We start from the raw sequence: 19,527 nt of genomic DNA, 5'->3' as shown, positions 1-19,527 counted from the left end.
ACCCGCTCCCATGTCCCCCGACGCCATGGAGCACGAACGAAAGACAGGTGCAGTGATGTCCATTGAAAAGAAACTGATTGCCGTATTTGGCGCGACCGGAAACCAAGGGTCCGGGGTGGTGCGAGCCCTGAAGGCCAACGGCCAATTCAAGGTGCGCGCGCTCTCGCGCGACCCCGGCAAATACAAGGGTCCCGCCGACGAAGTTGTCGCAGCGGACCTGGAGCGCCCACAGACACTTGTGACCGCCCTTGAGGGTGCACACGGAGTCTTTCTCGTCACCAACTTCTGGCAGGAAGGCGTCGACGAGGTCAAGCAGGCAACAGCGGCCATTCAGGCTGCGAAAGCTGCCGGGGTCGACCATTTGATCTGGTCCACCTTGCCGAATGTCGAGGTGATCAGCAACGGCAAGCTCAATCTTCCCCAGTTCACGGGCAAGGCCAAGGTCGATGCGATCGTCAAGGAGGCCGCATTCGCGCACTACACCTTTGTTGTGCCGCCTGCCTACTATCAGAACTTCTCGGGCCAATTCGGACCGCAGCCGCAGCCGGACGGAAGGCTGAGCTTCGTGCGGCCCATCGACCCGGCTGCGCGTTGCTTCCACATGGGTGACATCGCCGAGTTGGGCCACATCGTGACCGGCGCTTTCGCGCATCCGGATGAAACGGGCGATGGCGCCTATCTGCCTCTGGTCGGCGACTTCCTGAGCTTCAACGACATCGTCGATTCGTTGAATCAGCTGGGCCATCGGATCACGTTTACCGAGGTCCCACGAGCCGCATTCGCAGGCTTCTTCCCGGGAGCTGATGCGTTGGCTGAAACGCTGGCCTATTTCGAGGCCTATACCTACCTCGGCCCAGGTTCACATGACGATGCAATTGCGCTTGCGAACAGGGTTGCAGGCCGGACGCCGACTCCCTTTGCATCCTGGGCCCGGGACAATTTCCAGCTCGGCATGGCGTCCGGGTCGTGACCCAAGGCTCATTCGAGGAGGGGCCTGGCCCGGCCAGGCGGCTCCGGCTGTCTGTGAGGGCGATCTCGGATTCTGGAAGATGTCTTCGGGTGCGTTGAAGCGCCGCAGTGCTTGTCGTCGCAAGAATCGGTGCTGCAGCCGCGCTGCGCGAGCAGCCGCAGCATCGCGAAGCTTGTCTGGGCGCCGGCGGTTTGGATACGTCGGCCATTGCCATCGAAGCTGATTCAAGGCCGACTCACAGGAGAGAAGAAATGGGATGCATGTCGTCGAAACTCAACGGTGCCACTGCGCCACGTCCAGCGCAGAGCTACGTCACCGCGCTGGATACAAGCTCGATTGCCGCATCTGGTCAGACCTTCAACGTCAACGCGGGCCAGCACGAAGCGTTGTCTCCACGGACACGCCCGGCGGCGGCCGCCGGTGCCTCCGGCGTCAGCGCAATGGCCGGCCGGGTCGCCCTTCCGTCGTCATCGTCAGGTCCCGCCATCGAGGCTCAATTGAAGGACTTCATTCAAGCGCTGGAGCAAGCCCAGCTTCAAGGAAGGCAATTCCCGGCGGCCGAACTCGATCAGAGATTTCTGTCTCACATGGTGGCAGCTCAGAATCGCATCCACCCCGAGCTCGACGTCAAGGTTTTCGAGGCGTCGAGATCCGATTCCCATGCCTTGCGTCAAGCGATTGTCGACACCGCGTCGGGTCAGCGGTGGCGCGCGGTCGTCAACGTGGAGCGCATCCACGGAAAGGGCGCGCCGAGCCATGGGGTCGCCGTGGACGTCTCGGGAAGTCGCGGCAAGGTGTCCGTCCTCGCTGTCGACAGCGTATGGGGCTGCAGTGACAGTCTGGCCGTCCTGACCGCCGCGTTGAAGGGGGTGAAGAACGCGACGCTGACCATTCTCAACACGGGCACCCAGAAAGACGTCGTCAATTGCAAGATCTTCGCGCTTGCGAACGCGAAGGCGATGGCGGACGCCGGTCATCTGATGGAGGACCTCCACAAGAAAAACCTCCGGGGGCAGATCGCGGGGACGGACGACACCATCAATGACGTGGATGTCACGATAGCGCGCGGCTCCGATGTTCTCGATGCGCGCTTCTTCCAGCACACCACATCGAAGGACGTGTTCGACGGCCTTCCAGAGCACATCCGCAAGCCCCTGGCGGAAAGCTTCGCCGGGAACTTCCGGCAAGTCACTGCCGGAGGCAAGCGCAGGGAGTACAACGCCTCCATCGAACAGGAGAGACTCAAGTTCCTGCGAGACGCCCTGGCGCAGTGCGCCGGCGAGCCGCACTGAGCGGCGCTTTCTCTGTTCAGCATGCGATGCGCCTGAAGAACGGTGAACCGGAAGCACGCTGGCGCTGATGCTGCTGCTGTCGTATGCGGGAGAGCTTTACGCGCTGCGGAACAACATCCATGCGGTGCGAAAGCGCCTGCTGGCGCAGCGGTCCCGGTGTGCGGACCCACCGCCCGGCTGATCAGTCACTCGCGTTTGGCCCGCTTGCGCCGGGCCGCCGGCGCGCGTGATGGCGGAGCGAGCGACGCCAGGATCTCCTTCCGGCAAGCGGTCAGGATTTCATCAGCCAACGGCGAGTCGTCCGGGCAGGCGCGTGACATGACGATCGCGCCCACGACATGCGCCAGCAGATCCAGCCCCTTCGCGCGAGCCTGCTTGGCATCCGCTGACTCCAGCGTGGTGCCTTCGCGGTTCAGCGCCGCCAGGATGCCTTCAATGCCGTCGGCGAACACGGCTCGCACCGCATCCGACTGACGCGCCGCATCGCCGCCCAGCGCGGCCATGGTGCAGCCTTGCGCTCGAGCCGCCCGATGCTCGCGTGACACGTAGGCCTTCACGAAGCCCGCCGCCGACATCCCTTCCGACAGCTCAACCGTCTGCGCGATGCCGCAGGCGGCCGACTCCGCCATCAACTCGGCCTTCGATTGGAACTGCTTGTAGAAGCCGCCATGCGTGAAGCCCGCCGCGGCCATCAGGTCGACCACCCCGACTCCGTCGTAACCCCGTTCCCGAAACAGCGTGGATGCCGTGCGGACGACATGCTCCCGATTGGCTTGCGCTTGCGCTTTGGTGACCTTCATGGCTCGTGCGTGGATGCGTGACAGGGCGCAACTATAGATAGATGCTGCCCATAATCAAATCATTGACTTTTTGGATGACGAACATCATCATTGAAGGCAGTCAATTCACCGATCCCCGACACCATGAAAGCATTTGTCCTTGAGCGCTATGGAAAGCGCAGCGCGCTCGTGCCGACCGAGATGCCGCTGCCCGCGCTGCGGGACGACGAGGTCCTGATCGAGGTCCATGCCGCCGGCGTGAACGTGCTCGACGCCAAGATCAGCGATGGTGAGTTCAAGTTGATCCTGCCCTATCGGCTGCCGCTGGTGCTCGGACATGACGTCGCGGGCGTGGTGGTCAAGGCGGGCCCGCAGGTACGGCTCTTCAAACCCGGCGACGAGGTCTACGCGCGCGCGGACGACTTCCGGATCGGCACCTTTGCGCAGTTCGTTCCGGTCAGGGAGGCCTCTGTCGCGCTCAAACCCAGGGGCCTGTCCATGGAGGAAGCGGCATCGATTCCGCTGGTGGGGCTGACCGCGTGGCAGGCACTGGTCGAACGGGCTGGCTTGAAGCGCGGGCAGAAGGTCTTCATCCAGGCTGGCTCCGGCGGCGTGGGCACGTTCGCGATCCAACTGGCCAAGCATCTCGGAGCGGAGGTCGCGACCACGACCGGCACGACCAACATGGCCCTCGTCAAGGGGCTGGGCGCCGACGTGGTCATCGACTACAAGCACCAGGACTTCGAGGGCCTCCTGCGCGACTACGACGTCGTGCTCAACAGCCAGGATGGCGACACGCTGAAGAAGTCGCTCGGGGTGCTCAAACGCGGCGGAGAAGTGATCTCGATCTCCGGGCCGCCCGATCCTGAGTTCGGCCAGGCGATCGGGGCCCCCGGCTTCGTGCGGCTGATCATGCGTTTGCTGAGCTCGGGCATCCGCCGCAAGGCGGCCAGCCAAGGCAAGCGGTTCTCCTTCCTCTTCATGAAAGCGGACGGCGGCCAGCTGCGGGAGATCACGCGGCTCATCGACGCCGGCGCGATCCGGCCGGTGATCGATCGGATCTTCCCGTTCGAGTCGACCAACGAGGCGCTCGAGTACGTCAAGGCGGGCCGGGCCAAGGGCAAGGTCGTGATCCAGGTCAAGCGGGCCCGCTGACGGTTCCAGGGGTTGTCGTGCGGCACCCGTCGCACGCAGCTCATTGACCCCAGGCGGAAACGTCTGGGGTCCTTTTCTCCATTTTTCTCCTTTTCTTCTCCCCGGCGATGGGGTGACTGCGCGCTGGCGCGACAGGGAAAGAAGCGGATGCTGGCGTTGACGCTCCCGCAGATGTTGGCGGCACCGGCCGTCGTCGCGAAGACGGCCATGACGGCCACCCTCATGAAGCGCGTGGCGCCGCACTCGCCGGCGGGCCGCCGGCTCGTGCTGTTTCCTCCGCCGGCCGCGCGGACGGTAGGGAGGCTGTCGTCAGCGCACTGGCTTGAGCTCAGTGACGGTGGCCTTGCCCTTGACCATCTCCGCCTGGAACTTGACCTTGTCGCCGATCTTCAGGCCTTCGAGCATCCTCTTGTCCGCGACCTCAAACCCCATCGTCATGCCCGGCATGGCCAGGTTGGGAATGTGGCCGTGGCGCAGCACGATGAGCCCCTTGCTCGGGTCGATCCTGCGCACCTCCGCGTCGACGAGCGGCATGGCCGCCGCGGAAGCGCTGCTCGCGGGCGTCATGGGCATGCTGTTCATGTCCTGGGCATGGGCGGCCGAGCCGGTGCCCAGAGCCAGGATGGTGCAGAGAACGAATGTGGCCTTCATGAGGCGTCCTTTCAGAGAGGTTGGGAGGGAACGGCCGCGCCTTCAGGCGAGCCGAGTGGGGAGAAAACGGGCGCCGAGGCCAGCCTGCGGCGATGAACGAGGTACCAGGCCGCTGGCATCACCAGCATGCTGAGCAGCGGGGCCGTGACCATGCCGCCGACCATGGGCGCGGCAATCCGCGCCATGACTTCGTGCCCGGCGCCCTCCCCCCACAGCATGGGGATGAGGCCGGCCAGCACGATCGCGACGGTCATCGCCTTGGGCCGCACACGAAGCACGGCGCCTTCACGGACGGCGGCAAGCAGCGTGTCGTGGGTATCCGCCTCGCCGGCGGCAAGACGCCTTGCCAAGGCGTTCTCCAGGTACACCAGCATGACGACGCCAAACTCGGCCGCCACGCCGGCAAGCGCAATGAATCCCACGGCCGTGGCGACCGACACGGCGTGCCCAAGCAGCCAGATCAGCCAGAACCCGCCCACGAGCGAGAACGGCACGGCAGCCATCACGAGCGCCGCGTGGGTCGCGTCCCGGAACAGCAGATACAGCAGCACGAAGATCACCGCCAGCGTCGCGGGGACCACGACCTTCATGCGCTGCGCCGCTCGCTCCAGGTACTCGAACTGCCCGGACCAGGAGAGCGCATACCCGGCCGGCATGGCCACCTCCTTCGCCACGACCGCCTGCATGTCGCGCACGGCCGAACCGAGGTCGCGCCCTCGCACGTCGACGTAGACCTAGCCGGACAAGCGCGCGTTCTCGCTGCGCAGCATGGGCGGGCCGTCCTCAACGGTGATGCGCGCCACGTCCCCCAGCAGCAGGTTGGCGCCTTTCCCGGTCACGAACGGCAAGGCGCGCAGGCGCTCCAATGAATCACGAATCTCACGCGGATAGCGGACATTGAGCGGGAAGCGCTCACGGCCGCTGATGACCTCGCCGACGTTCTCACCGCCCACCGCCGTCGACACCACCGCCTGCACCTCCGCCACCGACAGGCCGAAGCGCGCGGCCGCGGCGCGGTCGACATCGACGTCGATGTAGCGCCCGCCGGTCAGCCGCTCCGCCAGCGCCGACGAGACGCCCGGCACCTGCTTGACCGCGGTCTCGATGCGAGTGGTCAGGCGGTCGACGGTCTGCAGGTCCGCGCCCGCGACCTTGATGCCCACCGGCGACTTGATGCCCGTGGCCAGCATGTCGATGCGGTTGCGAATGGGCGGCACCCAGACGTTGGACAGCCCCGGCACCTGGACGACGCGGTCGAGCTCCTCGACCAGCCGGTCCGGCGTCATCCCTGGCCGCCACTGCTCACGCGGCTTGAACTGGATGGTGGTCTCGAACATCTCCAGCGGCGCCGGGTCCGTGGCGGTGTCCGCGCGGCCGGCCTTGCCGAAGACCGTCGCCACCTCGGGCACCGTCTTGATGAGCCGGTCCGTCTGCTGAAGCAGCGCCGACGCCTTGGAGACCGGGATGCCCGGCAGCGCCGATGGCATGTAGAGCAGGTCGCCCTCGTCCAGCGGCGGCATGAACTCTCCCCCCAGCCGCATCAGCGGGATGACCGTCAACGCCAGCACGACGCCGGCAACGGCCAGCGTCGCCTTCGGGAAGCGAAGCACGGCCTCCAGCGCGGGCCGGTAGGCTGCCATCAAGAGTCGATTCAGCGGGTTCGCGGTCTCCCTGGGAATGCGGCCTCGGACCAGATAGCCCATGAGCAGGGGCACGAGGGTGACGGACAGCGCCGCCGCCGCCGCCATCGTGTAGGTCTTGGTGAAGGCCAAGGGAGCGAACAGGCGCCCCTCCTGCGCCTCCAGCGTGAACACCGGCAGGAAGGACAGCGTGATGACCAGCAGCGAGAAGAACAGCGCCGGCCCGACCTCGGTGCAGGCGTTCGCGACCAGCGCCCAGCGCTCCTGCGTCGTCGGCGCTCGGGCCCGGTCGTGCTCGAAGGCCTCGATGTGCTTGTGGACGGCCTCCAGCAGCACCACCACGCCGTCCAGCGCGGCGCCCAATGCCAGCGCGATGCCGGCGAGCGACAGGATGTTGGCGTTGAGGCCCTGCCAGCGCATCACGATGAAGGCGACGCCAACGGCAATCGGCAGCGCGACCACGGCCACCAGCGCGGAGCGCAGGTGCAACAGGAAGAGCACGCACACCAGCGCGACGGCGACGAACTCCTCCGAGAGCTTGAGCTTGAGGTTGTCGATGGCGCGGTCGATGAGCTGGGAGCGGTCGTAGGTCTCCACGATTTCCACGCCCTTGGGCAGGCTGGGCTTGAGCTGCTCGAGCCTGGCCTTCACGGATTCAATGGTCGTGCGCGCGTTCCTGCCCGAGCGCATGACGACGACACCCCCGGTGACCTCGCCTTGGCCGTCCAGTTCAGCCACGCCGCGGCGCATCTCCGGCCCCAGCTGGACCGTGGCGACGTCCCGCAGCATCACGGGGGTCGACCCGGACAGGCCGAGCGGGATGGACCGGAAGTCGTCCAGCGACTTCAGGAATCCCCGCGAGCGCACCATGTACTCGGTCTCGGCCATCTCGACCACCGAGCCTCCCGAAGACTGGTTGGCGTTCTTCAGCGCGTCGACGACCATGGCCTGCGTGACGCCGAGCCCGCGCAGGCGGTCCGGGTCCAGGACGACCTGGTACTGACGCACCATGCCGCCGATGCTGGCGACCTCCGCCACGTCCGGCACGGTCTTGAGCTCGAACTTCAGGAACCAGTCGTTCAGCGCGCGGAGCTGGCTGATGTCGGTGTGCCCGGTCCTGTCGACCAGCGCGTACTCGTAGACCCAGCCCACGCCGGTCGCGTCCGGCCCCAAGGCGGCCGTCGCGCCCGCCGGAAGACGGCTCTGGACCTGGTTCAGAGACTCGCCCACGCGCGACCGCGCCCAGTACGGGTCGGTCTTGTCATCGAACAGGACATAGACGAACGAGTCGCCGAACAACGAGTAGCCGCGAACCGTCCTGGCGCCCGGCACGCCGAGCATGGTGGTGGTCAGCGGATAGGTCACCAGGTCCTCGACCACCTGCGGCGGCTTTCCCGGATAGGTCGTGCGCACGACCACCTGCGTGTCGCCGACATCGGGCAGCGCGTCGACCGGCGTGTGCAGGACCGAGAAGAGCGCCGCGACGACCAGGAAGGCCGTGGCGATCAGCACCAGGACGCGGTTGCCGATGGACCAGCGAATGAGCGCGGCGATCACTGGCCGCCTCCGATCCGATGCACCGCGACGAGCTCGAAGTCGTCGCCCGCCTTCTTGAACTCGAAACGGATCCGATCGCCGGGCTTCACTTCCGGGAAGGCCTTCGGTTGGCGCTTCTTGAAGCCCATCGTCATGGCTGGCCACTTGAGCGCGGCAATGGGCCCGTGAGAGATGGTCAAACTCTGGGCTTCGATGTCCTCGATCGTTCCTTCCGCCGAGTAGATGCCGCTCGCCGCAGCGCTTGCGGCGCTGGCGGCGCCGATGGGTCCGACGGCGGAAGCCGCCGAGGCCGCGGGCTGCACGGATGCCATGGTGCCGAGCACCGACTTGAGCCGAGCTTCCGAGTCGATGAGGAACTGTCCACTGGCGACCACCTCGTCGCCTTCTCGCAGGCCCGCCAGCACCTCGAGCTGGTCACCCAGATCGACGCCCAGCTGGATGTCGCGAGGCGCGAAACCGCCGTTGCTGTCGCGGACGATCGCGACCGCGCGCGTCCCGGTGCGGATGACCGCCTCTGACGGGACGACCAGGCGCGACACCGCGGCGCCAGCAACCTGCAGCCGCAGCAGCATCCCAGGGGTCAGCTTCCCCGCCTTGTTGTCGACCTCGAAGCGCGCCTGCAGCGTGTGCGTGTTCGCGCTGACTTGAGGGAGCATCTCCTTCAGTTCGCCCTCGAAGGCGTGGCTCGGGTCGGCCTGCAGCACGGCCTTGACCCTCTGACCTCGGGCGAGCCGAGGGATCTGCGCCTCGGGAATCTCCGCGATGGCCCAGACCTTCTCCAGGCCCGCGATGCGAAAAAGCGTGGTGCCAGGCTGCACCTGCACGCCTTCTCGAACGCCAAGTTCCGCGATCACGCCAGTCGCGGGCGCGCTGAGGGTGAAGCGCGCTTGCGCGGTCCCGGTCTCCTCGCTGTGTCGAATCAGGCCGTCCGGAATGGACATTGCGCGCATGCGGTCCCTGGCGGCAGCGATGACCTCCGGGCTCACGCCGGCCCGCTTGAGCGCGAGGAGCTCGTTCTGCGGCGCCAGCCATTCCGGCGCGAAGACGGTGGCGAGCGCTTGGCCCTTGCGGACCTGCTCCATGGGCGCCCGCACGGCCAGGCGTTCCACGTAGCCGGCGACTCGGGTTTGAACCGCAACGCTGAGCCGTTCATCGAACTGGACCGTGCCGACGGCATCGAAGGAGCTACCCATGTCCGCCCGCTTCACGGCAGCGGTCCGGATGCCCAGGTTCTGCTGGAGGGCCGGGCTGATCGTCACGCCGGCATGACTGGCATCACCGGCCTCGTCCGCGTACACGGGGACGAGCTGCATGTCCATGAACGGCGACTTGCCCGGCTGGTCGAAGCGAGGGCCGGGGACCATGGGGTCGTGCCAGTACAGGACCTTGCGCTCGCCTTCAGAGGCCGCACGGGCCGCGGGCACGGCAGCAGCGGGCGCAGTCAGGGAGTTGGCGTCGGAGCGCCCCAGCACGTAGCCGCCGCCGATCAGCAGGCCGCCGGCGACGACCATGGATGTGACGAATGCGGCGCGATTCATTGGGCGCCTCCCGGTGCGAGTGGCTTGAAGGTCAGTTGCGCCTGAGCGCGCGCGAGGTCTCGTTGAAGCGCGAGCAGTCGCCGCTGGGCCTGCACCTCCGCGTGGCGGGCCTCGAAGAGCGCCGACAGCGGCGCCTGGTTCGAGCGGTAGGCCGCCAGGACGGCGGCGGTCCGTTGCTGCGCCGGCACGATCACCGCGGCCCGGTAGCGGTCGACGCGCTGCTCAAGCCGGGCGGCGTCGCTGGTCAGCGTGCGGTAGTCCGCTGTCGCGGCGCGAGCCGCCTCGGCCAGATCCGCTTCGGCTCTCTCGACCAGAGCCAGCTTGGCCGCCGTGTCGCGGTCCTGACGCTGCGACGGCGCCAGCTGCAGAGGAATGCTGACGCCGACGGACACCATGTCCGAGTAGCCGCTGCGCTGACCGTAAGAGACCTCCCAGGTCCAGTTCGGCGAGCGCTCTTTCGCGGCCAGGGCGGCGGCCCGTCTGGCAAGTTCCACGTCTCGCTGGAGGCCCGTGACGCTCGGGCTCCGGGCGACGAAGTCGTCCTCGGAAGGGGCAGCGAACACCGGGAGCGGGCCCAACGAGTCGGGCGTGAAGCCGACCCATCGCTGGAGATGGACCGCGGCGGCGGACTGCTGCTGGCGGGCCTCGTCGCTCTCGTCCTGCGCCATGCCGCGAGCCGCGGCGAGCTGAAGGACCTCGGCGCTGCCGCCCGTCGCCGCGGCGAGTCGCGCCCGCGCGGCCTCGAATTCCTCGTGGAGATGGCGCTCGGTCTGGGTCGTGAGCTTGAGCGCTTCGGCCGCGTACCAGGCCTCCAGGTAGCTCAGGGCGGCCTGCAACCGGGCCTCAGCCTCGGCCGCGGCGCTCTGAACGGCCTCGCGATCGGCCATCGCGCGCGCGACCCCCTCTCGCGCGGCGCGCTTGTCGGGCGGCAGCCACTCCTGGCTGATGCCGACGCGCTTCATCGTCATCGAGTCCCGCGTCGTGCTGAAGCGATCGGCACCGGTCACGGGAAGGTTGTCGACCCCGGCGCGCAGCGTGGGATCGGGAAGCTGGCCCGCGGCCCGAGCGGACTCATTCGCGCTGAAGGTGGCCGCACGGCCCGCGCGAGCGGCCTCGGAGCGTTGAACGGCCAGGCTCAAGGCCTGGTCGAAGGACAGTGGCTGCGCCCAGGCGAGGCCGGGCAGAACAGCGGCAACCAGGGCGGCTGCGCGCAAAGGCAGGGTTGGCATGAGAACTCCGGGGACGAACGGGAGCGCAGCTGAGATGCGGACGTGCCGCACCAGCGCCTGTCAGTCGACGGAGCGGGTCAGACCCTGAGTCTGAGGGTGGAGAGGAAGAGCGGGTCCGGAGGCGGTCGAAGCTCGGGGGCCCGCGCCACTGGCAGCGTGCGAGCGACCTCTTCCTCCAGCAACACGGGCAGCTCGATGACCTGCAGCACCATCGGAAGGGAGGGTGCAGGCAGCTTCACGGCCTCGAAGGTCTTGCCTGGATCGGCCGCGTGCTGATGACAGAGCGCCGGTTGCTGCTCGTCCATGCCGTCGCACGGCATGCCTGCGTCCATCATGGCCGCCATCGCCGCCGTGTCCGCCTCTTGCGGGCACACGTAACTCGCCAAGGCCAGCTGTGAAAACAGCAGCGCGATCACTGCGCAGAGCGCAACGGTCAGCCGGCGAGCAAGGGGGTGAATCATGACGGGCCGCAGTGTAGCCGCCTCACGGGCCAAGCGCTCCTGATCGGCCTCACTTGGCCGCCTCGATGGGCGTGACCACGATGGCGCCTGGGCGCTTCCCGGCAGCGAAGCGCACCGTGTCGCTCCTGCTCAGTGCGAGTGCTCGGCCTGCCCATCGGCCGCCGCACCCGGCCTTGCTGAACCCGCCTTCGCGCCGGACCTGGCAACCGTGACCGCGCCCTTCATGCCGGCGTCATAGTGACCCGGCTGCAGGCAAGCAAAGTCGACCTTGCCGGCCTTGGTGAACTGCCAAATCACCTCGCCCTGCTCGCCGCCAGCCAGCGTGATCATCTGCGGGTCCTCGTGCGCCATCTCCGGGTACTTGAGCATGGCTTGGTAGTGCGCCTTGAGCTCCTGCTCCGTGCCGAGCACGAACTCATGCTTCACCCGGCCGGAGTTCTTGACCTTGAAGCGGATGGTCTCGCCTTGCTTGACATCCATGCTGGCGGGGGTGAAGCGCATGTTGTCGGTCATGTCGACATGGACGGTGCGCGTCACCTGGGCCGCCTTGCCAGGCTTGCCGATGGCGCTGCTTTCATCGCCATGCGCATGTCCGCCAGCGTGGTCGCCGGAGGCCAGCGCGGCACTGGCGAAGAGGGTCACGAGGATCGCGACAAAGGCGTGTTGAGCGTGTGGGATCTTCATCTCTGATTCCTTGAGAGACACGATGCGCAGGGACTCTACAAGTCCGGTCCCCACGCCACGGGAACGGGAACATGACAGACCGGTCATGTGCTCGACCTCCTCTCGAAGGACTTCCTGCGTCACACTGTGGCCATGCGAATCCTGGTGATCGAAGACGAGTCCCGGCTGGCCAGCTATGTCAGGAAGGGCCTGAGCGAGAGCGGCTACGTGGTCGACGTGGCCGGCGACGGAATCGATGGGGCACATCTGGCCCTCGAAGGCCAGTACGACCTGATCGTGCTCGACGTGATGCTTCCGGGCATCGACGGGTTCGAGGTGCTGCGCCGTCTGAGAGAACACAAGTCCACGCCGGTACTCATGCTCACGGCACGGGACAAAGTGGAAGACCGGGTGCACGGCCTGAAGGGAGGAGCGGACGACTACTTGATCAAGCCGTTCGCCTTCACTGAGCTGCTGGCCCGCATCGAGGCGCTGCTCCGTCGCGGCGCGAGCCTCTCGTCGCAGCCCTTGACCTCGCTGCGGCTTGGCGATCTGGAGGTCGATCTTGCCCGGCGCAAGGCGAGCCGCGCGGGTCGCCGGCTGGACCTGTCGCCCAAGGAGTTCACGCTGCTGACGGTCATGCTTCGTCGCCACGGGGAGGTGCTCTCGCGCACGGTACTCGCTGAGCAGGTCTGGGATCTGAACTTCGACAGCGAGACGAACGTGATCGACGTCGCGGTACGCCGGCTCCGCGTCAAGCTGGACGAGGGCTTCGACAGGCCGCTGTTGCACACGGTCCGCGGCATGGGCTATGTGCTGGAGGATCGGGGTTGACGCCCACGGGTCCGATCCCAAGACCGCGCCGCCGCGTTCCGAGCGCTCCGCGCTCGATGGCGCAGCGCCTGATCCTTGCGTTGACGCTGCTGGCTGTTGTCGTCTTTGTGGCAGTGGCGCTGCTGCTGCACAGCGGTCTGCGGCACGAACTGGAACGCGCCCGCGCCCATGATCTGGAGGGGAAGATTGATGTCGTCGAGCATCTGCTCGAAGAGGTGCGAAGTCCTGCGGATGTGCCGGCACTGACGCATCACCTCAATGACCTGCTGATCGGTCATGGGCAGATGCGCATCTGGTTGCTGGACCGACAGGGCCGAGTGTTCTACGGTGGCAGTCAGCCACCCGTTCCAGCGGCAGGAGCAACTGGCCTGCAAGTGCGGCGGGAGGACGGCTTGGCGATGCAAGCGCGTCGGGTCTCGCTCGAAGCCCACCCGGTCCTGGGCGAGCAGGACCTCATCGTCGCGATCGACTCGCGGGATCAGGACGCGATGCTGCGCAGATACGCCACCCGGCTGGCGATCATCTGCGGCGTAGGCGTCGCGCTCATCGTGGCGATTTCAGGATGGATCGCGCGCAGATCGCTTCACCCGGTGCGACGGCTGTCCGAGGAAGCCACAGCGCTCAACCCCGGATCGCTCTCATCGCGGCTGACGCCGGTCGAGACCGCGGAGCTGCAGGAGTTGGTCCAGGCCTTCAACAGCGCCTTGGGCCGCGTGGAGACGGCGTACAGCCAATTGGAAGGGTTCAGCGCGGACGTGGCTCATGAGCTGCGCACGCCCCTGGCCACGCTGATCGGCAGCACAGAAGTCGCGCTGATTCGTGAGCGTCCCGCAGAGGAGCTGAGGGAGGTCTTGGGCACCCACCTGGAGGTGCTGCGCGAGCTCTCCACCCTCGTCAACGACATGCTGTTCCTGGCGAAAGCGGACCAGGGGCAACTCGCCGACCATTTGGTTCCGCTGGACCTGAAAGCACAGGCGCAGCACATCGCCGATTACTTCGAGCCCATGCTCGAGGAGCAAGGCGTGCGGCTGCGCTTGGACGGCGACGCGCAAGCCGCGGGCGATGCCGGACTGGTGCGCCGAGCGCTGGTCAACCTGGTGGGCAACGCCGCGCGATACACCCCGCGCGGCGGATCGATCGTCATCGAGTTGGCGACGGTGGAGTCGCGCCTGGCGCGCATTTGCGTGAGAAATACGGGTCCGGCGATCCCGCCGGAACTCCTGCCTCGGCTCTTCGACCGATTCGTGCGGGGTGACCCCGCCCGGGAGCGGTCGAGCAGCCATCACGGCCTTGGCCTCGCCATTGTCCGAGCCGTCGCCGTCATGCACCGCGGACGAGTGTTCGCTCATTCCCAGGATGGCTGGACCGCCGTGGGCCTCGAGTGGCCTTCATCTGCGGCGGCGGGCGAGCAACTGCCGCCGTGACATCGCCGACCCGCTTCACGGATTCAGTGCCGGTTCGACGAGCCTGACCTTTGTCACCGGCCTTCGTCACCGCCTACCCAATGCGATAGAGACCCGCCCCATGCGCCGGCAGCGTCTGCGCGAACCGTCCTACCGCCTCGCCCAGCGGGCGTCTCGCCCACAGATCTCGCACCGGCTGTGCCCCGTCGAGCGCCAACTCCCGCAACGCGATCGACACCTCCCGCGCCTTGTCGCCGGTATTGAAGAGCGCCACATACCTCCCCTTCCCATCCGCCGGCCGCGCCGACCAGATCCGCACGCCGTCCTCGAGGAAATGGGGCCGGTTGTCCGAGCTGGCCTGGTCCACCGCCAGCATCTCGGGATTCGTGAGCAGCGCCAGCGTCGCCTCATCCAGGTGTCTCAGATCCCCGCCCATGATCAGCGGCGAGCGCGTGATCGCCCACAGCGTCATCAGCGTGCACTGCTCATCCGGCGTGAACTTCGTATCCCGCTCGCCCAGCGCCAGGCGCCCCAGCGGCAGCATGTCCGGATCCGGCCACGCGCCCGGCCGGCGCCACGGGTTCCAGTTCTCCAGCCGCGTGAACTGCGCCTCCAGCATCTTCCAGTCGTCCCAGAAGTCGTCCGAAATTCGCCACATCTGCGCGTGCTCGCGCACATGCTCGCCACGGATCACGGGCGTCTCGCCCGGCGACAGGCTCAGCACCATCGGCCGCTTCGTGCGACCGATCGCGAGATGCGCCGCCTCGATCTCCGGCGCGTGCGCGTCGTAGGGCCGGCTCATGTCGTCCATCTTGACGAAGTCGACGCCCCACGAGGCATAGAGCGCGAAGACGCTGTCGTAGTACGCCTGCGCCCCCGGCTTGCGCATGTCCACGCCGTACATGTCGGGATTCCACGTGCAGACGCTCGAGGTGTCGGCGATGTCCGCGGCGCGGTAGGGCGTGCCCAGGATCGGCAGGTTGCGCTTGACCGCGAGCCGCGGAATCCCGCGCATCAGATGAATGCCGAACTTCAGTCCCATCGCATGGACGTCCGCCGCCAGTGGCCCGAAGCCGCGGCCGCCGGCGCTCGACGGAAAGCGATTCACCGCGGGCACCAGCCGGCCGTGCTCATCCATCGCGGGCTCCGGATTCGCGCTGTATGTGTAGCTCGACGCCGTCGGCTCGTACCACTGGATGTCGATGGTGAAGATGTCATAGCCCGCCGGCAGCAGCTTGTCGGCCATGATGCGCGCGGTCTGGCGCGCCTGCGCCTCGTTGATGGTCGTGGCGAAGCTGTTCCAGCTGTTCCAGCCCATCGGCGGCGTCGGGGCGAGCACCTTCGGCGCCGCGCCGCTCGCGCTGTCCGTCGCGGCGATGCCGGCCGTTGCGCCGGTTGCAGCTGTTGCGGCCATGCCGGCCAGGCCCGTGCGGATCACCGCGCGACGACTGATCATTCCTGTCTCCGTGAGTTCTGCTTGCAGGGCGCCGCCAGGCAAGGCCTGGCACCGCGACGGCGCCTCCACGTCGAACGGCGGAGGCGGCAGGAAACTATCACGTGCCGTGACGGCGTCCGTGCGGCCGCGCGATCACAATTTCCGGCCCATCGATATCCAAGCCGATATCAACCCGGGCCCGCAGCCGCGTCGAGGACAGGCTTGAGGGCCGCGTGTGCCCCGATGGCGCCACCGATCGCCATGGCGGTGCGCGGATCCGCGCCGCGATCACGGTCCGACATCGGACGCGCAAGCGGAGCGGCCGCCGGGCTCGCCGCCGATGGCATGGCCGTCATGCCCTTCGTCAGCGACTCCCGGGACGCCGCCATCCGCGCGCGCTGACCCGCGTCCGCGGCCGGCTCGGCCTTCCCCGGCAGCCGTTTCGCGAAGAACAGCGGCACCTTGTGCACGCCAGGCTGCTCGCCACCGCGGGACTTCATCAGTTGCTCCAGCGCCTGCGCGCCATCGGCGGGACGCGATGCCACCAGCGCCCTCAGTTGCTCAGCGTCCGGCACGGTGACGGTCGCCACCGATTGACGAGTCGCCATCACGCCGCCGATGACGCCGCCCGCCGCCGCCGCGGCCCCGAGGCCGAGCCCCGCCTGTCCCGCCAGACCCAAGGGCGTCGCCATCAACGCCACGCGCGCGCGATTCGCGGCGTCCTCCGACAGCTTCGCGAGCTTCGTGTTGCTGGCGCTGCCGAGGTCGACGATCTCCGCCTGCCGTGCCGATACCGACGCGCGAAGCTTGTCGCCCGCCCCGGGCACCAGCGCATTCATGTCGCCAACGATCTGGTCCGGCACGACGGCCCTGGCGTCGATGGCCTGGAAATGACGGGGCAGCCGGTCGATCAGCGGTCCGGCGAGCTTTCTGCTCAGCACCTCGCCGGTCTGTCCCGCGCTCAGACGCGCGAACAAGGATCCTGGCGCCGCGGCCGCGGCCGCCACGTGATCCACCTCCGCCGAAGCGCTGGTCACGCCCTGGCGCAGCACCGAATGGACCAGCGGCACCGTCCGGTCCAGCCAGGTGGCCGATCCCTTCCCATAGGCCACGGCGGCTGCGTGGGCGTCCAGCTGCGCGGCCCCCTGCCCCAGGTCACCTCGCAGCGCCGATTGAAGCGGCGCGCTGGAGACCACCGGCCGCATGAACTGCTTCACCGCCTTGACACCGGTGGCGAGCGCGCTGCCGATCATCGACACATTCGGCAAGGCGATGTCCTTCGCCGCCTCCACGACCCGGGGCAGGCTGACACGGCGCGCCGTTGGCGCGCCCGGTTCCGCGCCAGTGGCGGGCGGACGCTGGCGAAGCGCCTCGGGCGATTCGAGCGTCTGCGATCGCGCCGGCTCCGGTGGCGTGGACGAACGCCCGCCGTCGACGCCACTCGGGCCCGTCGCCAGTCCGTGCGAGACGCAGTGGACGCCGCTGGCGCTCATGAGCAGCCCTTGCTCATTGCGTCCGGGTCGCCGTGAAGTCCTGCAGCAGCACGGCAAGCTGCCGCACGGCCAGCAGATCCCGCGCCAGGCTCGCCGAGGTCGCGGTCCCGGCGTCGGCCGTGCCATGCAGCATCAACTCGCCGTCGGGATCGCAACCGATGGTCATGCGGTGCACCGCCAGCAGCCCCGGCGCCTGCGCCAGCACGCTGGACAAGGCCGAGACCGGCATCTGTCCGACGCGCCGTCCCAGACTCACCGAGATCACCAGCGAGTTGGCCTCGGCGGCCCCCAGCGCCACAGGCGAGATGAGGACCGCCTCGCCATCGAGCACAAGCCCGCCATCGAGGGCCGCCTGCTCCGCGGCCTCGGCGTCCATGCCGAGCGCGCGCGCCGCGTCGCGCGTCAGCGCATGAATGCGGGTCAGCAGGTGGCTCGCCTCCGAGGGCGGCCTGAACTCCGGTTCCGCGAAGGGTGTCGAGCGTTCGAAAGTCGTGATCATGGGATCGTCTCCAGGAGGTTTCAGGTTGGCGGGGGCAGCGGTTCGTCCGGGGGCGCCGCCGGGGACTTCGCCGGGGTCGCCGCCGGTGGCGCTGCGCGTGGCGGCGGGCCATCGCCCGGGCGCGGCATCAGGTGGCGCTGCGCGAGCTCCTCGGCCTTGGGCTTCACCACCTCGTTGAACAGCTGCTTGCCGGTTTCCTTGACCGCGGCCTTCGCGGCGGTCTTCGCGATCACGCCGGTGCTCGCGGTGACCGCCTTGCCCGCGCCCGGCGCGGTCGCCACGCTCAGCGCATTGCTGCCGAAGCTCTTGCCCGCGTTGGCCGCGGCCCGCTTCACGTCGCCCCCGTCGATGGCGGTACGCCCGACGTCGAGCCCGCCGGCGATCGCGTTCGTCACCATCGATCCGACCGCCGCCGCCTGGCTGACGAGCGGAATCTTCAGCGCCGCGATCGCGCCCAGGGTGGTCGAGCCGATCTTCTCGAAGATGGACAGCCCCTTCATCACGCCAGTCACGAGGCCCCGGAGCTTGCCGCCCTTCACGGTGCGCGTGTCGGGCTGGTTCCGGCGGCCATCGACCATCTCGCGCACCGCCGCCGGATCGGGCACCGCCGCCCGATCGCGCGGATCGCCCGGCGCGGCAAGAACTTCGTCGCGAGGCGGTGCCTGCGGCCTCGGTCCCGCGTCGACATCGTTGCGCTCGATGAAGCGCCGCAGATCCTTGCGTCCGATGCGGCCGTCGTCCGACGAGCGCCATGCATTGCTCTTGTGCCCCCGCTCCGCGTTGTCGAGCAGGCCGAACAGCACCGGATCGGCCAGCAGCACCCTTGCCGCCTCGACATGCCCGCGCGGCTGGCGCGGGTCATCGGCGATGCGCCGCAGCTTCTCGCGATCGAACAGGCGTCCATCGAAGAAGTCATCGGCATGGCGCTCGATCGTGCGCACGGCGCGGCGTTCCTCCGGACGCAGCTGGATGTTGCGGCCCAGCGCATCGGCCAGCCGCGCGCGGGCGATGCCCTCGTCCTCCGCGCGGCCCGTCATCTGCTCCCATTCGCCGGGGCGGTCCACGAAGTAGCGCGCCGCGGCGATCACCTGCGGCGGCCGCCGGTCCATCGACAGCGTGCCGTCGACGAGCTCCCGCAGCGTCTGCAGCGAGGTCGCCTTCGGCAGGTAGTCGGAGTACTTGTAGAGCTCGCGCGCCGCGTCGGAGCGCGTCATCTCCCGGACCTGCTCGCGCACCTGATCGCCGTTGTCCGACGCAAGGTAGTGGTGGCGGAAGCTCTCCGCGCGGCGGCGGTTGTAGCGGATCAGTTCATGGGACTCGGACAGGTGGCGCAGGTCGCCGCGCCCGATCAAGCCATCGATGCGGCCATTGCTGGCGCTGTCCAGGCCTTGCTTCAATTCCTCGTCCGCCAGCACGGTCCGCAGCGCGCGGCCGAGTTCCGGCGCGGTGTGCGGATCGTCGGCCAGACGGCGCAGGTCCTCCTCGGACCTGGGCTTGTCGAACAGCCGCTCGTTGCGTTGCAGCGTGGAGACGGTCTCCAGGCGGTCCATCGGCACCGGCATCGGCGCCGGCATCGGAGCCGGCACGGGGGCGGACGGCGCCCCGGGCTCGGCGTCCGGACACGACGCGTCGGCCGATCGCCTCAGCGACGTGGTCACGGCGGCGTCCAGGCGCTGCTGGTAGTCCTCAGGAAGACCGGCGGCCGGGTCCGCGCTCGGGCCACCGCTCGCCGGGAACGGCGTCGTGGACAGTCCCCGGTTCACGATGGGCTGCGACATCACTCTTTCCTCTTGCATGGACCGATGAAGACCGGCGCGGCTTGGCAGCGCCTGGACGCATGCTCTTTCAGCGGCCATGGCATCGATCGGCCACGGGCGAAGCGCGGGCCGCCCGGGCGAAGCCGGCCGCGCGACAGCGCTCACGCCGTG

At 68.1% G+C, this 19,527-nt stretch carries 15 protein-coding genes and 1 pseudogene; 5 read left to right on the top strand and 11 right to left on the bottom strand.

Features of this window, described 5'->3' with window-relative positions:
• Window positions 1-10: 10 nt before the first annotated feature.
• Together ABDW61_RS19265 and ABDW61_RS19260 are read left to right on the top strand one after the other, a co-directional pair.
• Window positions 11-970 (top strand): NmrA/HSCARG family protein, encoded by a 960-nt coding sequence (locus tag ABDW61_RS19265; protein ID WP_343640980.1) that lies wholly within the window; start codon window positions 11-13, stop codon window positions 968-970.
• Between the two features lie 107 nt (window positions 971-1,077).
• A complete protein-coding gene (locus ABDW61_RS19260) occupies window positions 1,078-2,262 on the top strand; it encodes a YopJ family acetyltransferase (RefSeq protein WP_343640978.1) in 1,185 nt (394 codons plus the stop codon).
• A 185-nt stretch (window positions 2,263-2,447) separates the two neighbouring features.
• Here the strand turns inward: ABDW61_RS19260 and ABDW61_RS19255 are convergent, their stop codons facing one another.
• Window positions 2,448-3,062 carry a TetR family transcriptional regulator gene (locus ABDW61_RS19255; protein WP_343640977.1) on the bottom strand — a complete coding sequence of 205 codons (615 nt, stop codon included), beginning with the start codon at window positions 3,060-3,062 and terminating at the stop codon, window positions 2,448-2,450.
• Window positions 3,063-3,185: 123 nt separating this feature from the next.
• On the opposite strand from ABDW61_RS19255, the gene ABDW61_RS19250 reads away from it, so the two are divergent.
• Entirely contained in the window at window positions 3,186-4,196 is a 1,011-nt protein-coding gene (locus ABDW61_RS19250) for an NADP-dependent oxidoreductase (protein ID WP_343640975.1), read from the top strand.
• A gap of 309 nt (window positions 4,197-4,505) precedes the next feature.
• Here ABDW61_RS19250 and ABDW61_RS19245 read toward each other — a convergent pair whose 3' ends face one another.
• The 6 genes and pseudogenes from ABDW61_RS19245 to ABDW61_RS19220 form a co-directional block, all read right to left on the bottom strand.
• Window positions 4,506-4,847: a copper-binding protein gene (locus ABDW61_RS19245; RefSeq protein WP_343640974.1), complete on the bottom strand. Its 342-nt coding sequence runs from the start codon at window positions 4,845-4,847 to the stop codon at window positions 4,506-4,508.
• Between the two features lie 11 nt (window positions 4,848-4,858).
• A pseudogene (locus tag ABDW61_RS19240) lies at window positions 4,859-8,044 on the bottom strand (CusA/CzcA family heavy metal efflux RND transporter).
• Window positions 8,041-9,555 (bottom strand): efflux RND transporter periplasmic adaptor subunit, encoded by a 1,515-nt coding sequence (locus ABDW61_RS19235; protein ID WP_343640973.1) that lies wholly within the window; start codon window positions 9,553-9,555, stop codon window positions 8,041-8,043. The pseudogene ABDW61_RS19240 and the gene ABDW61_RS19235 overlap by 4 nt, the downstream one beginning before the upstream one ends.
• A gap of 23 nt (window positions 9,556-9,578) precedes the next feature.
• Window positions 9,579-10,811 carry a TolC family protein gene (locus tag ABDW61_RS19230; protein ID WP_343640972.1) on the bottom strand — a complete coding sequence of 411 codons (1,233 nt, stop codon included), beginning with the start codon at window positions 10,809-10,811 and terminating at the stop codon, window positions 9,579-9,581.
• A 77-nt stretch (window positions 10,812-10,888) separates the two neighbouring features.
• Window positions 10,889-11,272: a hypothetical protein gene (locus ABDW61_RS19225; protein WP_343640971.1), complete on the bottom strand. Its 384-nt coding sequence runs from the start codon at window positions 11,270-11,272 to the stop codon at window positions 10,889-10,891.
• Window positions 11,273-11,401: 129 nt separating this feature from the next.
• Entirely contained in the window at window positions 11,402-11,956 is a 555-nt protein-coding gene (locus tag ABDW61_RS19220; RefSeq protein ID WP_343641026.1) for a cupredoxin family protein, read from the bottom strand.
• A 132-nt stretch (window positions 11,957-12,088) separates the two neighbouring features.
• Between ABDW61_RS19220 and ABDW61_RS19215 the strand changes: the two genes are divergently transcribed.
• A complete protein-coding gene (locus ABDW61_RS19215; protein ID WP_343641025.1) occupies window positions 12,089-12,769 on the top strand; it encodes a heavy metal response regulator transcription factor in 681 nt (226 codons plus the stop codon).
• A gap of 56 nt (window positions 12,770-12,825) precedes the next feature.
• Entirely contained in the window at window positions 12,826-14,193 is a 1,368-nt protein-coding gene (locus ABDW61_RS19210) for a heavy metal sensor histidine kinase (protein ID WP_343640970.1), read from the top strand.
• Window positions 14,194-14,266: 73 nt separating this feature from the next.
• Here the strand turns inward: ABDW61_RS19210 and ABDW61_RS19205 are convergent, their stop codons facing one another.
• The 4 genes from ABDW61_RS19205 to ABDW61_RS19190 all read right to left on the bottom strand — a co-directional run bounded on the left by ABDW61_RS19205 (window position 14,267) and on the right by ABDW61_RS19190 (window position 19,377).
• The gene (locus tag ABDW61_RS19205; protein ID WP_343640968.1) at window positions 14,267-15,628 is read right to left on the bottom strand and encodes a glycoside hydrolase family 27 protein; all 1,362 of its coding nucleotides are present in this window, start codon (window positions 15,626-15,628) and stop codon (window positions 14,267-14,269) included.
• Window positions 15,629-15,795: 167 nt separating this feature from the next.
• Complete coding sequence (locus ABDW61_RS19200) at window positions 15,796-17,100, bottom strand: hypothetical protein (protein WP_343640966.1); 1,305 nt, start codon at window positions 17,098-17,100, stop codon at window positions 15,796-15,798.
• A 13-nt stretch (window positions 17,101-17,113) separates the two neighbouring features.
• On the bottom strand, window positions 17,114-17,599 hold the full coding sequence (locus ABDW61_RS19195) for a type III effector protein chaperone (protein WP_343640965.1): 486 nt from the start codon (window positions 17,597-17,599) through the stop codon (window positions 17,114-17,116).
• Between the two features lie 20 nt (window positions 17,600-17,619).
• Window positions 17,620-19,377: an HrpF/NolX family T3SS translocon protein gene (locus tag ABDW61_RS19190; protein ID WP_343640963.1), complete on the bottom strand. Its 1,758-nt coding sequence runs from the start codon at window positions 19,375-19,377 to the stop codon at window positions 17,620-17,622.
• Window positions 19,378-19,527 lie beyond the last annotated feature (150 nt).

The sequence above is a fragment of the Roseateles sp. genome (genome assembly GCF_039595595.1).
In the GTDB taxonomy this organism is placed as follows: Bacteria; Pseudomonadota; Gammaproteobacteria; order Burkholderiales; family Burkholderiaceae_C; genus Roseateles.
The sequence above is the reverse complement of the archived record's forward strand: the minus strand, read 5'-3'. Positions and strand labels throughout refer to the sequence as shown.